Genomic DNA, 13,079 nt, shown 5'->3' on the forward strand with positions numbered 1-13,079 from the left:
TGAGCCTCTCCTGGGCAAGTTTGGCCCTGAAGTATCCGTTCTCCGGCAGCCGTTCCGTTCCCACGATGGATAGAGCAATATGGTGCTTTACGCCCGCATTGGCTTCGGCGGCGAGCAGGTTGCGACCTGATGTTTCGAAGAATTCGAGGACGGCCTTGTCTTCCCATGAAGGCGCGTTTGCAAGGTCAACGACGACCTCCGCACCGACCAGCGCTTCCGCAAGGCCTTCACCTGTGATGGTGTTGACGCCGGTGTTTGGCGACACGGCGAGGACTTCATGGCCTTTATTGCGCAGACGTATGGCGGTCTTGGACCCGATGAGGCCGGTTCCACCGATAATAACAATTTTCATGACTATCTCCCTCGTTGTGGCCCGCTCGGGGCCTGGTGACTTGAGTTTCCGACCGTTCAAGCTGAAATCGGCCGCGAAAGACGTATGATGCCTGGACCATCGAGGTCACGTCGTGTCGCCTCAGCTGAGTTCAGGCTTGTTGAAGCTCAGGTGCGAGATTTCCCTCTCGGAAAGTTGCGTGCGACGGCTACCCCTTGCTCCGGAATCTTGGTGAGAACTTCCATCCACGCCAGCGCAGCCGAATCCCGCCATGCGGCAAGGTGTTAGAGGTGCAAATTCGCGCTCGCCATGAATCTCGGCTTGCTTGACGCACATGCCGAGGCAGAACGCGCAGCCGTTCAGTTGTGCTGCACGAATGGCGACGAGGTCGCCGATCGGCTCTTCGATGGAACTCTCACGTGCGGCAGGCAGAAACTCGGTGAACTTCTGGAGTAGCTCGAGCGACTGTTCTGCATAGTTGATACGCTGAATCATTTCTCGTCTCCTCTTCAATCTCAAATTGTTCGGATCTGTTCGATCGCTTCCGACAATGATTGGAGAGACGAGATCATTCTATCATGCACGGGGGATAACGCTCTAGTCACCGGGTTTAGTCGACCCATCCTCAAGTTTAGGAAGGGCCGGCCTCAATGTCGTGGATGGGCACGAAAGCAGCCGCCCGCCGCATCCAATCCCGTTCAGCTGTGTCAAACCGGCCCACCTTTGTTTCATCTTGCGCGATGTGACCTTCGGTATGGCCCATCCAAACCTATGGATGGGATGTCCGAGCCCGGTCTAGCCGCTAATTTTCATCTGCGAGCCGTGTTAACCGGACGCGACAGAGATGATGAATGCAGGAGTTTTTCCGGTTCTCCTGCAGCTGACGAATTGGCAGGCGAGCATCCAACCTGTCCGGCTTCGAGCCCGCGAGGAGATCTTCCCATGAATGGACATAGGCCACTGAAACGATCGATCCGTCTCGCCGCGAGCTTCTTCTGCTTGCGGCAAGCGCGACTTTCTTCGCTGCGATGCCTTCATTGGCGGTCAGCGCGCAGCTTGTTTCGGGCAACACGACCAACAACCAAAGCGAAAGGCATCACGCCATGGGCATGTTTAAAACCAAGGACGGCACGGAAATCTTTTACAAGGACTGGGGATCAGGGCAGCCGATCGTCTTCCATCACGGCTGGCCTCTGTCCAGCGACGATTGGGATACGCAGATGTTGTTTTTTCTGGATAAAGGCTATCGCGTCATTGCCCATGACCGTCGCGGTCACGGACGCTCGACCCAGACTGCTACCGGGAATGATATGGACACCTACGCCGCCGATTTCGCGGAACTGGCGGAGTCGCTCGACCTGCGGGATGCTATTCATGTCGGCCATTCCACCGGCGGCGGCGAGGCTGCTCACTACGTCGCGCGTCATGGCAAGGACCGTGTCGCCAAGCTCGTCCTGATAAGTGCCGTTCCGCCGATCATGGTGAAAACCGCAGCAAACCCCGGTGGCCTCCCAATCGAGGTCCTGGATGGCCTACGCAATCAACTCGCAGCGAACCGTCCGGAATTCTACTGGAATTTCCCGATCCCGTTCTATGGTTTCAACGGCGAAAGCGCGACCGTATCAGAACCGCTGCGCGCAAACTGGTGGCGGCAGGGCATGATGGGCGGCGCAAAGGCGCATTACGATTGCATCAAGGCGTTTTCGGAAACCGATTTCAGCGATGACTTGAAAGCGATCAGCGTTCCAACCCTCGTGATGCATGGCGACGACGACCAGATCGTCCCGATCGCGGACTCCGCCCCCTTGTCGGTGAAGCTTTTGAAGAACGGGACGCTCAAGGTCTATGAGACATATCCGCATGGCATGTGCACGACCCATGCCGACACCATCAATGCTGATCTTCTTGCGTTCATAAGAGGTTGAGCAACGTCCGCGGCCGGTGATTCATTGCATCGGCGAACTTGAGCCAAACGGCGGCGATGGCTGGCAATCGTCGCTGCTGACCGACTCCTTCCGATGATTGAGATCGATGCGGCGGAAACACCAATCGAGATAAGGCGAACTGGTATGGAAAATTTCCACGAAAAGGTTGTCATCATCACGGGTGGCAGCAGCGGGATAGGCCTGGCTGCCGCCCAGCAATTTGCCTCGCAGGGCGCAAAAGTCCTCATAACCGGACGGCGTCCTGGGGTTCTCGCAGAAATTACTGCAGGAAACGCCAATATCGAGGGCTTTGTCGCCGATGCAAGCGATCCGGCGGGAGCACATCGGACGATCGATGCTGCCATCAGGCTTTGGGGTCGTCTCGATGTGCTCGTCAACAATGCCGGTGGGGGTACGATAAAGCCGCTGGTCGAGAGCGATGCCGACACCATTTCCAGCATATTTGCCGTGAACGTCACTGGCCCGATCCTTCTGGCGGCGGCGGCAGTCCCGGAGCTTGCAAAAACGAAGGGTTCAATCATCAACATGTCGAGTACATTCGGCAGCAAGGCAGCCGCGGCGCTTTCGATTTATGGTTCAAGCAAGGCCGCCGTCGAGCACCTCACGCGCTGTTGGGCGCTGGAACTTGCGCCTCAGGGAATCCGGGTGAACGCAATAGCGCCCGGACCCGTGGAATCAGATTTTCTGCGCGATCGCATGAGCCTGTCAGCGGACCAGATTGCCGCCGTGACAGAACAAGAGCGCAAGATGATCCCATTGGGTCGTCGCGGTGTGCCGGAGGACGTTGCCATGTGGATCTTGAACGTCGCCGACCCGCGCTCGACATGGATGACAGGGCAGGTCATTGCCGTTGACGGAGGGCTCGTTACAACGTGAGCGTCGGCGCACCGTCGATCAGAAGGCTCGTTCAAATATGCAGGTGCGGCGTCTTTACCTCAGGGAATGTTACGCCCGTCTGCATGACTGGATCCTTCGGCGCCAGGACGGGTCGTATCTGCCTGGGAGAGTTCGGCGCAGTGGCCAAGGCGGCCGGCACTGCAAGGTTTGGTCTCGACGTCCCCCGGCTCAGGAGGGGCGATGCGGATGAACTCGGAACCCATCAGGGATTGGTCGGCAGCTATCGACCGGAAAAGGCGTTTGGCAGGTCGTTCAACCCACTCAACCCGCCCTGGGGAGGCAATGGAGTAATGCCATGGAGTGGTGATGAAGTGGATCTTGTCGGATGACAGGTGTTGTACGGCGAATGCGAGTGTTCGCATCACGCCGGGATTGAATCCGGGGTCGGTCATCACGGACTTGGTGGCGGCATTCATGAAGCTGAACAGCCGGACAGGGCTCGTCAATTCCTCACCCAGGACCTTGTGAGCCATGGCGCTGAAGAATTCATGCTGGCGATGAATACGTCCGATGTCCGTGCCGTCGCCAAGGCTGTAGCGTGCACGCACATAGCCCAAAGCTTCTTCACCCTTGAGTGTCTGACATCCGGCGGACAGGTTGAGTCCGGCAAGCTTGTCGTTAATCGGCTCGGGGATACATATCTGCACCCCGCCGATCGCATCCACCATTGTCCTGAAGCCAGCAAAATCAACCTTGACCACGTGGTCGATCTGGATGCCGGTCAATGATTCTACCGTCTTCCACGTGCAGCCGATGCCGCCGAAGGTGAACGATGAGTTGATCATGCCGAGGTGCGCCCGTTGGCCGGGCAGCCCGTCCCGGGAGGAACACACCGGGAGGGGCACGAGCAGATCACGCGGGAAGCTGATGACGTTCATTTCAGCGCGATCGGCTGACAAGTGCGCGAGCATGATGACATCGCTACGCTCACCTGGATTGGCAAGCGCCGCGGTTTGCTGATCCGATCCCACGATCAGGATATTCAGCGCGTCGGGCGATGCCTTGGCCGGGCGGCGATTTCCGAGATCAGCTTTGGTGACCTCGAAGTGCCTCAGATTATTGGTGAGCTTCAAATACATACCACAAAGAGCAAGCGCCACCACAAGCAAGAACGCAGCAACTGAAACCAGCAACAAACGCAGTCGTTGGCGCTGCCGGCTATTGCCCTGAGGTATCGGTGCCCCGTCGATCAACCCACCACTCACATATTTCTCCACGGGAACACGGCCAAGATAACCATTATCTGGCCAAGCCAACGAACGTTTTCGTTTTTAATCATAAGCATGCGGAGCGCAAGCAACAACGCGGAACATGGCGGCGTGCATGACGAAGGTTTCGCATGCGGCGCCGGTTCGAGCCGGCGCGACGGGTATCACGCTGCTCATGCGGCCAGGTAATGGCAAACTGAGATGGTGGTGCGAGATTAATTTGATGGCAGGAATTGTTGATCCTTGACTTGCCATGATAATATGTTCTCATTTCGTTCTCATGACGAGGACAATCAAGAATCTGGGACAAACTGCGCGTTACGGTATGTTCGTGCGAGTTGGCTGTCGGAAGTGCGACAAGGTCGCAACGTTTACCGCGACCGATCTGGCTGGTGTTGTCGGCGCTGGTCGAACGTTTGAAAGTCTCGTCTTTCGCTGTAGGGATTGCAATTCGAAGGACTGCGAGGTTATGCCGTATGAAGATGACCGAGATCGCGTCAACAAACGGCGCGTTATCTGGCGCCCGGTGCGAGAGTAGGGGCGAAAAAGAAATTTCACCATTCATGTTTGAAATCACCGGGAGCTGACGTTGGCACAGCGAGCAGGAAGCGCCGACCTTCCCTTGCACGGGGGCAAGGTTCCAAAATGGCTGGGGGATCGCATGACCCGGCTGGGCGCTGTCATGTGCGAAGCGATCGTCCATCACTACGGCAGGGATGAACTTCTGCGGCGGTTGTCGCATCCATTCTGGTTCCAGTCATTCGGGGCTGTCATGGGCATGGATTGGCACTCTTCCGGAATTACCACCAGCGTAATCGGCGCGCTGAAACGCGGCCTTAGCCCACGTGCGGCCGAACTCGGCATCCATGTTTGCGGCGGTCGGGGTTCCCATTCCCGCAAGACTCCAAGTGAGCTTGCGACGATCGGCGACAAGGTCGGGATCGACGGAGACAGGCTCGCCAATATCAGCAGACTCGTGGCGAAGGTCGACAGCGCGGCGGTTCAGGATGGGTTCGACCTTTATCTGCATGGTTTCATTGTCACCGACGACGGTAATTGGGTTGTCGTCCAGCAGGGAATGAATGGCGCTACACGGTTGGCGCGCCGCTATCACTGGCTATCGGAGGGCCTGACAAGTTTCGTCGATTCTCCTCATGCGGCGATTGAGGGAAGAGGTAAGGGCGAGATCATCAACCTTGCCGACCGCCGCGCGGCACCTTCACGGCAGGTGCAACTCGACCTCTTGCGATCGATGGGACCGGACCGGATCGTGCGCGAAGTTGCGGCCCTTGAAGCTGACGGCTGTCCTTTGCCAAAGGCAAGAGAAGCGCCGCAGCCAATGCTGCCCCATCTCATCATGCCGGCTCATCACGATGTGAGGGAGAGTGACATAGTCATGCGGCGGTTGCATGGAAATATCGCAGCCGCCGCAGATCGCGGCCCCACGGACTTTGAGCAACTGCTCATGGTTCCAGGCGTCGGAGCGCGTACCGTCAAGGCCCTTGCCATGGTCGCCGAGGTCGTCCATGGGGCACCATGCCGATTCTCGGACCCTGCGCGCTTTTCGCTTGCCCATGGGGGCAAGGACAGGCACCCATTTCCAGTTCCATTGAAAGTCTATGACGAAACCATCAAGGTTCTGAAATCGGCTGTGCAAGCAGGCAAGCTTGGCCGGGAAGAGGAATTGCTGGCCCTGAAAAGGCTCGATGAGCAGTCTCTCCGGCTCGAACGCTATGTAACCGGACCTGACTTGAAGGAAATCGTGGCGGGTGAATTTGAGCAGTCGGCGCAGTTCGGGGGCCGCAGCGTGTTCGGCTGGGAACGGGCGCGTGGGACTGATGAATAGCGGGAAGTTGCTGATCATACCTGCGCCGACGTAATTTGACTGACTGCACATCGTGATGGCGTTGCAGCACGCGTGGCATAGCGGCTAATCTCAACAGTATGTGATTGTTGAAAGGCGCTGGCGTACAAAATGACAGACATCATCAAATTTCTCGACTAGGCTATTGCGCTTGCACTGGACAATGTAAAACGGGGCGATCGACGTTCGGGGCTGTCGTCGTCAGAGATGGCAAGATCATCGCTCGAGGCGTCAACCGAATTCAGGCCGACAATGACCCAACTGCGCACGCTGAACTCCTCGCCTTGCGTGCGGCCGGAAAGGCATTGCAGTCGCCACGTCTGGATGACTGTTCCGTCTATGCGAGCGGTCAACCGTGCCCAATGTGTGTTGCAGCGATGCGCATGTCCGGAATCAGTGACATCAAGTTCGCCTATTCAAACGAGCAAGCCGAGCCCTTCGGCCTCTCTACAGCGGCAATCGCAGCTGAGTTGGCGAGACCCATTGACCAGCAAACGGGCTTGTCCTTCAAGCATTGGCCGACAGGCGATGGCACACTTTATCAGGTCTGGCAGGCTCATCAGAGCACACGAAAAATGCCCTGATCCGATCTAGGTTTTATATATTTGCTTCGTGAGTATTGGCCGACCCCTCACCATACAAGTGCAGCGCCTGATAGGCCGCCGTATGCGCCGGCGTTGGGACGCCAAGTTCCCTGCCAAGCGCGTGTATGCGCCCCGAAAGCCACTCCAGTTCCAGCGGCTTTCCGCGTGAGAGGTCGTTGGCCATCGACGAGCGGGTATCGGGTGGCAGATTTTGCCATAGCGATTGGACATGGGCTTCAAAATCATCCTGCATCGGGTGGCCAGCCGCTGATGCCACTGCCATAGCCTCATAAAGCAGACGGTCGAGGAAGTCCCGCGATTGCGGGTCGCTGAGGATCGCCCCAATTCCGGCACGTATCAAGCTGGTCGCACCCGAAAAGGCGCTGAGCGTGACGAACTTCTTCCACAGCACGTAGTCAACGTTTTCAACGGTATCGAGGCCAATACTTCCGGCTCCGGTGCAAGCAGCGCGAAATGCGCGAATAACCGCGTCGCCGTTTCCTCCGATATGGAATTGCGTCGCGCCGCCGACATGCACGATCAAGCCTGGCTGCTTGAGGTATCCCGATATATAGGCAGCACCGCCGACAACCTGCAAACGTGGCACAAAGCGAGCAAGGATCGCGACACTGTCGATGCCATTCTGCAGTGTTACGACTCTCGTTCCTCGTCCAACGATCGGCGCAACCGCTGCTGCCGCTTTTTCGCTATCGTAGAGTTTGACCGCGAAGATCACGATGTCGACATCGCCGATATCCCGTGGAGTTTCAGTGACACTGACCCGGGGCAGGTGGACGTTACCGAGCGGGCTTTCCAGTTGCAAACCCTGCCTTCGCATCTCTTCTAGATGGGCACCACGGGCGATGAACGTGACGTCTTCGCCAGCTTGGGCAAGGCGCACGCCAATATAGCCGCCGATAGCGCCAGAACCCATAATCGCGATCCGCATTGCCGTCCCCCTTCGCTGCCGATCTCTGTTGGGAATATAGCAGGTCTGTCCCCGCCGATCACGAACTCGGTATACGCAGATGCGAAATCTTCGCCGCTGCGCGAGACTGCGGGCCGTGGTAGATAACGTTACAACTTTAGACCAAGGAAAGAGAGATGTTCCAGGCAACAACCATCGTTGGCACGGACAAGGCGGTATTCTATGACGAGCTTGCCTCCCAACTTAACGGGCTCCTCTCTGGCGAGGCCGACCACATAGCCAATGCAGCCAATACGTCGGCGCTGATCTTCGACATGCTGCCGGATTTGAATTGGGCTGGCTTCTACTTTCCTTACGGGGACGAGCTAGTTCTCGGTCCTTTCCAGGGTAAGCCTGCGTGTGTACGGATTGCCGTCGGCCGAGGTGTTTGCGGAACCGCAGTAAAATCGGGCCGATCGATTGTCGTGGAAGACGTTCTTGCCTTCCCCGGCCATATCGCCTGCGATGCGGCGTCGCGATCGGAGCTGGTGGTGCCGTTGTTTCGTGACGGCAAGTTTATTGGGGTAATCGACCTCGACAGCCCGTCTGTCGGGCGGTTTGATGCGACGGATCGGGACGGGATAGAAAAGCTCGCCGCGATATATGTTTTGGCCTCGTCCTTGAACGCCTGAACGCGTTTTCTTGCCCCGCCGCCCAGCAACGAAATAGAGGTTGCTGGAACCTGGGCAGATATTGCGCGTTTTTCGATGGTACACCACCGTAGGAGGACGTCATGAATGTGCATGACATGGCGACAAAGGATGAAATCGTGGCCTTGGAGAAATCCTATTGGGACGCGATGAAGGCGAAAGATGGCCGCCGTACTTCAGAATTGTCGGGTCGCACGGCTCTCGTTACAGGCGCACGCGGCGTTATGCGTATCGAGAAAGAAAAAATGGGCAAAATGACAGAGGAAGGAAGTTGGAGTCTGGATTCTTATGACTTCGAGGATGTCGAGGTGTCGACACCTGCGCCGGATATTGCGCTGATTGCCTATACCGTGCGGCAGAGTGTTACGATGGAGGGCAAGTCACAGGATTTGCGCGCTGCTGACAGTTCCGTCTGGATTCGCGGGTCGAATGGCTGGGAATGTCATGCCCACAGCGAAACGATTTTAAAGCAATAGCTAGAAATTCGCCAGACCATCGGCTCCATATACTCAATATGTCTCTGATAGGAATGGTTCCCGGGCAACTTGCGCCCGGGAAGAACTTTGTCAGTCAGCCAGCCGACATCAACTGCAACCGCTGGTGGCACCGCACGTGTCGCATTTCAGGCAGGTGCCGTTGCGCACCATTGTGAAATTCGAGCATTCCGAGCAACTGTCGCCTGTATAGCCCTGCATCATCGACTTGATGCGCCGGTCCGATATGATCTTCTTTGCTTCGGCCTTGGCCTCCTCGGCCGCAGCTTCAGCGTCGTCGTTCTCGAACAGGGCCGAGGCTGCCCCCGTCTCTGCCTGGTCCTTGGCGCGTTCCTCATAGTCGCGCTTGAAGGCCGAGGATTCCTGGCTGACTGCAGCAATCGCCGGTTTGGTGGCGACGGCTGCGCTGGCGGAGCGGGCGGCGAGGGTCGTGACATTTGATGACGCAGCTGCCTTCGGAGCGCTTACCGCACCCGTACCCCCGTTGTTAAAACCCTTCGGGTCCGCCTTGCTCGGCGAAACCACCTTGAGCGAAGCACCGCGCGTCAAGCCCTTTGATACGGGTTCCGCCTTGCCTTCGGAGATTCCACGACCCAGCGAGGTATTGGAGAAGTCCGACTGATCGACATGCGCTAGGTCGTGACGGTCGAGGTAGGAGACGGCAAGCTCGCGGAAGACGTAGTCGAGGATCGATGTGGCATTCTTGATAGCATCATTGCCCTGGACCATGCCCGCTGGTTCGAACTTGGTGAAGGTAAAGGCCTCCACATATTCTTCGAGCGGCACGCCGTATTGCAGGCCTAGCGAGATGGCGATGGCGAAATTATTCATCATGGCGCGGAAGGCTGCGCCTTCCTTGTGCATGTCGATGAAGATCTCACCGAGACGGCCATCGTCGAACTCGCCGGTACGCAGGTAGACCTTGTGCCCGCCGACAACCGCCTTTTGCGTGTAGCCCTTGCGGCGGTTGGGCAGCTTCTCGCGATCGTGGATGTATTTCTCGACGATGCGCTCGACGATCTTTTCCGTGACCTGCACGGCGCGTGCAGCGGTCGGTGCTTCGATCAGCGCCTCGACGGCATCATCATCATCCTCGTCCTCGTCAGCGATGAGCGAGGAATTGAGCGGCTGCGAAAGCTTGGACCCGTCGCGATAGAGGGCGTTTGCCTTCAACGCCAGCTTCCAGGAGAGCATATAGGCGGACTTGCAGTCGTCGACCGTTGCTTCATTCGGCATGTTGATCGTCTTGGAGATCGCGCCGGAAATGAACGGCTGGGCGGCTGCCATCATGCGGATGTGACTGTCGACCGAGAGGAAGCGCTTGCCGACCTTGCCGCACGGATTGGCGCAATCGAACACCGGATAGTGTTCTTCCTTCAGGAAGGGCGCGCCTTCGAGAGTCATTGCACCGCAGACATGAATATTGGCGGCTTCGATTTCCTTCTTCGAGAAGCCGAGGGCAGGCAACATCTCGAAGGAAATGTCGTTGAGCTGCTCGTCGGTGAAGCCGAGGGCGTTCTTGGCAAAGTCTTCACCGAGCGTCCACTTGTTGAAGGCGAACTTGATATCGAAGGCCGACTTCAGCGCAGTATTCAGCGTGGCGATGATCTCGTCGGTGAATCCCTTCGCCTTCAGCGAACCGGGGTTGATGCCAGGCGCCTGGTTGAGATTGCCGTGGCCGACGGCATAGGCCTCGATCTCGGCAATCTGGCTCTCCGTATATCCGAGCGTGCGCAGGGCTTCCGGTACGGCGCGGTTGATGATCTTGAAGTAACCGCCACCGGCAAGCTTCTTGAACTTCACCAGGGCAAAATCCGGTTCGATGCCGGTCGTGTCGCAATCCATGACAAGGCCGATGGTGCCAGTCGGCGCGATAACGGTTGCCTGGGCATTGCGGTAGCCGTGCTTTTCGCCGAGCGCCAATGCCTGGTCCCAAGCGGATTTTGCATGTGCAATCAGGTCCTGGTCCGGGCAGTCCGAGGCAATCAGGGCGACTGGGTTCACCGATAGCGCCTCGTACCCGTGAGTTTCCCCGTGGGCGGCGCGGCGGTGATTGCGGATCACGCGCAGCATATTGGCGGCGTTCGGCGCGTAGCCCGGGAAAGTGCCGAGTTCCTTTGCCATCTCGGCAGAGGTCGCATAGGCAATGCCGGTCATGATTGCCGTGAGGGCACCGCCGATGGCGCGGCCTTCATCGCTGTCATAGGGGATGCCGGAGGTCATCAGCAGGCCGCCAATATTAGCATAGCCGAGGCCGAGGGTACGGTATTCGTAGGAGAGCCGGGCAATTTCCTTTGACGGGAACTGCGCCATCATCACCGAGATTTCGAGGACGATGGTCCAGAGGCGCGCCGTATGCTCATAGCCTACGACGTCGAACTTCCCGTCCTTGCCGCGATAGGTGAGAAGGTTGATCGAAGCGAGGTTGCAGGCCGTGTCATCGAGGAACATGTATTCGGAGCACGGATTGGACGCGCGGATCGGACCAGCCGCGGGGCAGGTGTGCCAATCGTTCATCGTCGTATTGAAATGTAGCCCCGGATCAGCCGATGCCCAGGCGGCATAGCCGATCTTCTCCCACAGATCGCGGGCTTTCAGCGTCTTCATGACCTTGCCGTCCTTGCGAGCGGTCAGGTTCCAATTGCCATCGCCTTCGACCGCGCGCAGGAACTCATCCTTGAGCGACACGGAATTGTTGGAGTTCTGGCCGGCAACGGTAAGATAGGCTTCCGAATCCCAATCGGTGTCGTAAGTCTTGAAATCGATATCCGTATAGCCCTGCTTGGCGAACTGGATGACCCGCTGGATATAATTTTCCGGAACCTGATTCTTCTTTGCGGCCTTGATTTCGCGCTTCAGCGCGGGATTCTTGGTCGGTTCGTAGCAATCGCCATTGTCGGCCTCGCAATTCACGCAGGCCTTCATGATTGCGGTGAGGTGCTGCCTGACGATCTTCGATCCGGTCACAAGTGCAGCGACTTTCTGCTCTTCCTTCACCTTCCAGTCGATATATTCCTCGATATCCGGATGATCGACATCAACGACCACCATCTTGGCGGCGCGCCGCGTGGTGCCGCCGGACTTGATGGCGCCAGCAGCGCGGTCGCCGATCTTCAGGAACGACATCAGGCCGGATGAACGGCCGCCGCCCGAAAGCTTTTCGCCTTCGCCGCGCAGGTACGAGAAGTTGGAACCGGTGCCGGAACCATATTTGAACAGGCGCGCTTCGCGGACCCACAGATCCATGATGCCGCCTTCATTGACGAGATCGTCAGCGACGGACTGGATGAAGCAGGCATGCGGCTGGGGATGCTCATAAGCGGATTTGGATTTGGTCAGCTTGCCGGTGTCCGGATCGACGTAATAATGGCCCTGGCCGGGACCGTCGATGCCATAGGCCCAATGCAGGCCGGTATTGAACCATTGCGGCGAATTCGGCGCGACGCGCTGGGTGGCGAGCATATAGGCAAGCTCGTCGCGGAAGGCGAGGGCATCAGCCTCACTGTCGAAATACTTGCCCTTCCAGCCCCAATAGGTCCACGTGCCGGCGAGGCGATCGAAGACCTGTCGTGCATCCATTTCCGAGCCGTAGCGCACATCGGCGGGAAGGGAAGAAAGCGCCTCTTCATCGGCAACCGAGCGCCACAGCCAGGAGGGAACGTCGTTCTCTTCGACCTTCTTCAGCTTGGCCGGCACGCCTGCCTTGCGGAAATATTTCTGAGCCAGAATATCGGCGGCCACCTGACTGAACTGGGCCGGAACATCGATATTCTCAAGACGGAACACAACGGATCCATCCGGATTCTTGATCTCACTCGTCGCAACGCGAAATTCGATGTCCGCATAGGCTGACTGGTTCTCTTTGGTAAAACGCCGTTCGATCCGCATCTCTCTCGTCCTTGTCTCTATATATAGTGTTCATGAGGCGCTGTGTGAAGAGATGCGCACCTATGAACACAATCCGCCCTATCCGGCTCCAGGGTTCTGAAGCCAGTCGATTTTCCTCGACCCGTCATCGGTGCGGTCGCCCGCTTGATTTCCGGGCCTGGCGGCCCTTTTTTGACGCCTGTCGTGTGATTCATCGTTGATGAGATGCTCACACTATCTGGTATTCAATCTACGTGTAAACACTAAATAT

At 57.6% G+C, this 13,079-nt stretch carries 9 protein-coding genes and 2 pseudogenes; 6 read left to right on the forward strand and 5 right to left on the reverse strand.

The genetic code is table 11. From position 1 onward, the window contains the following. Both AAAB35_RS17625 and AAAB35_RS17630 read right to left on the reverse strand, forming a co-directional pair. Positions 1 to 352 (reverse strand): SDR family oxidoreductase (locus AAAB35_RS17625; RefSeq protein WP_340669578.1); only part of this gene is annotated, 352 nt, incomplete at its 3' end. 141 nt (positions 353 to 493) lie between these two features. Then, positions 494 to 826 (reverse strand): annotated as a pseudogene (locus AAAB35_RS17630) (carboxymuconolactone decarboxylase family protein); the annotation flags it as partial. 608 nt (positions 827 to 1,434) lie between these two features. Between AAAB35_RS17630 and AAAB35_RS17635 the strand changes: the two are divergent. Both AAAB35_RS17635 and AAAB35_RS17640 read left to right on the forward strand, forming a co-directional pair. Next, positions 1,435 to 2,256: an alpha/beta hydrolase gene (locus AAAB35_RS17635; protein WP_340669579.1), complete on the forward strand. Its 822-nt coding sequence runs from the start codon at positions 1,435 to 1,437 to the stop codon at positions 2,254 to 2,256. A gap of 144 nt (positions 2,257 to 2,400) precedes the next feature. Then, on the forward strand, positions 2,401 to 3,153 hold the full coding sequence (locus AAAB35_RS17640) for an SDR family oxidoreductase (RefSeq protein ID WP_340669580.1): 753 nt from the start codon (positions 2,401 to 2,403) through the stop codon (positions 3,151 to 3,153). Between the two features lie 59 nt (positions 3,154 to 3,212). On the opposite strand, the gene AAAB35_RS17645 is transcribed toward AAAB35_RS17640, so the two are convergent. Next, on the reverse strand, positions 3,213 to 4,379 hold the full coding sequence (locus AAAB35_RS17645) for an LCP family protein (RefSeq protein ID WP_340669581.1): 1,167 nt from the start codon (positions 4,377 to 4,379) through the stop codon (positions 3,213 to 3,215). A 592-nt stretch (positions 4,380 to 4,971) separates the two neighbouring features. Here AAAB35_RS17645 and AAAB35_RS17650 point away from each other — a divergent pair. Further along, the gene (locus AAAB35_RS17650) at positions 4,972 to 6,228 is read left to right on the forward strand and encodes a DUF763 domain-containing protein (RefSeq protein WP_340669582.1); all 1,257 of its coding nucleotides are present in this window, start codon (positions 4,972 to 4,974) and stop codon (positions 6,226 to 6,228) included. Between the two features lie 162 nt (positions 6,229 to 6,390). Beyond that, a pseudogene (locus AAAB35_RS17655) lies at positions 6,391 to 6,830 on the forward strand (nucleoside deaminase). Between the two features lie 13 nt (positions 6,831 to 6,843). On the opposite strand, the gene AAAB35_RS17660 reads toward AAAB35_RS17655, so the two are convergent. Continuing rightward, positions 6,844 to 7,779 (reverse strand): 2-dehydropantoate 2-reductase, encoded by a 936-nt coding sequence (locus AAAB35_RS17660; protein ID WP_340669583.1) that lies wholly within the window; start codon positions 7,777 to 7,779, stop codon positions 6,844 to 6,846. Positions 7,780 to 7,934: 155 nt separating this feature from the next. On the opposite strand from AAAB35_RS17660, the gene AAAB35_RS17665 reads away from it, so the two are divergent. Then, complete coding sequence (locus AAAB35_RS17665; RefSeq protein ID WP_340669584.1) at positions 7,935 to 8,429, forward strand: GAF domain-containing protein; 495 nt, start codon at positions 7,935 to 7,937, stop codon at positions 8,427 to 8,429. A 101-nt stretch (positions 8,430 to 8,530) separates the two neighbouring features. Next, complete coding sequence (locus tag AAAB35_RS17670; RefSeq protein ID WP_340669585.1) at positions 8,531 to 8,923, forward strand: nuclear transport factor 2 family protein; 393 nt, start codon at positions 8,531 to 8,533, stop codon at positions 8,921 to 8,923. Positions 8,924 to 9,031: 108 nt separating this feature from the next. Here AAAB35_RS17670 and AAAB35_RS17675 read toward each other — a convergent pair whose 3' ends face one another. Continuing rightward, positions 9,032 to 12,829 (reverse strand): vitamin B12-dependent ribonucleotide reductase, encoded by a 3,798-nt coding sequence (locus AAAB35_RS17675; RefSeq protein ID WP_340669586.1) that lies wholly within the window; start codon positions 12,827 to 12,829, stop codon positions 9,032 to 9,034. Positions 12,830 to 13,079 lie beyond the last annotated feature (250 nt).

It is taken from the genome of Phyllobacterium sp., from assembly GCF_037994425.1.
Taxonomy (GTDB): domain Bacteria; phylum Pseudomonadota; class Alphaproteobacteria; order Rhizobiales; family Rhizobiaceae; genus Phyllobacterium.

Bases quoted from the DNA above. Each gene is read 5' to 3' on its own strand.
- AAAB35_RS17660 (WP_340669583.1), bottom strand. From the start codon at position 7,779: ATGCGGATCGCGATTATGGGTTCTGGCGCTATCGGCGGCTATATTGGC.
- AAAB35_RS17640 (WP_340669580.1), top strand. From the start codon at position 2,401: ATGGAAAATTTCCACGAAAAGGTTGTCATCATCACGGGTGGCAGCAGC.
- AAAB35_RS17675 (WP_340669586.1), bottom strand. From the start codon at position 12,829: ATGCGGATCGAACGGCGTTTTACCAAAGAGAACCAGTCAGCCTATGCG.
- AAAB35_RS17665 (WP_340669584.1), top strand. From the start codon at position 7,935: ATGTTCCAGGCAACAACCATCGTTGGCACGGACAAGGCGGTATTCTAT.
- AAAB35_RS17670 (WP_340669585.1), top strand. From the start codon at position 8,531: ATGAATGTGCATGACATGGCGACAAAGGATGAAATCGTGGCCTTGGAG.
- AAAB35_RS17635 (WP_340669579.1), top strand. From the start codon at position 1,435: ATGGGCATGTTTAAAACCAAGGACGGCACGGAAATCTTTTACAAGGAC.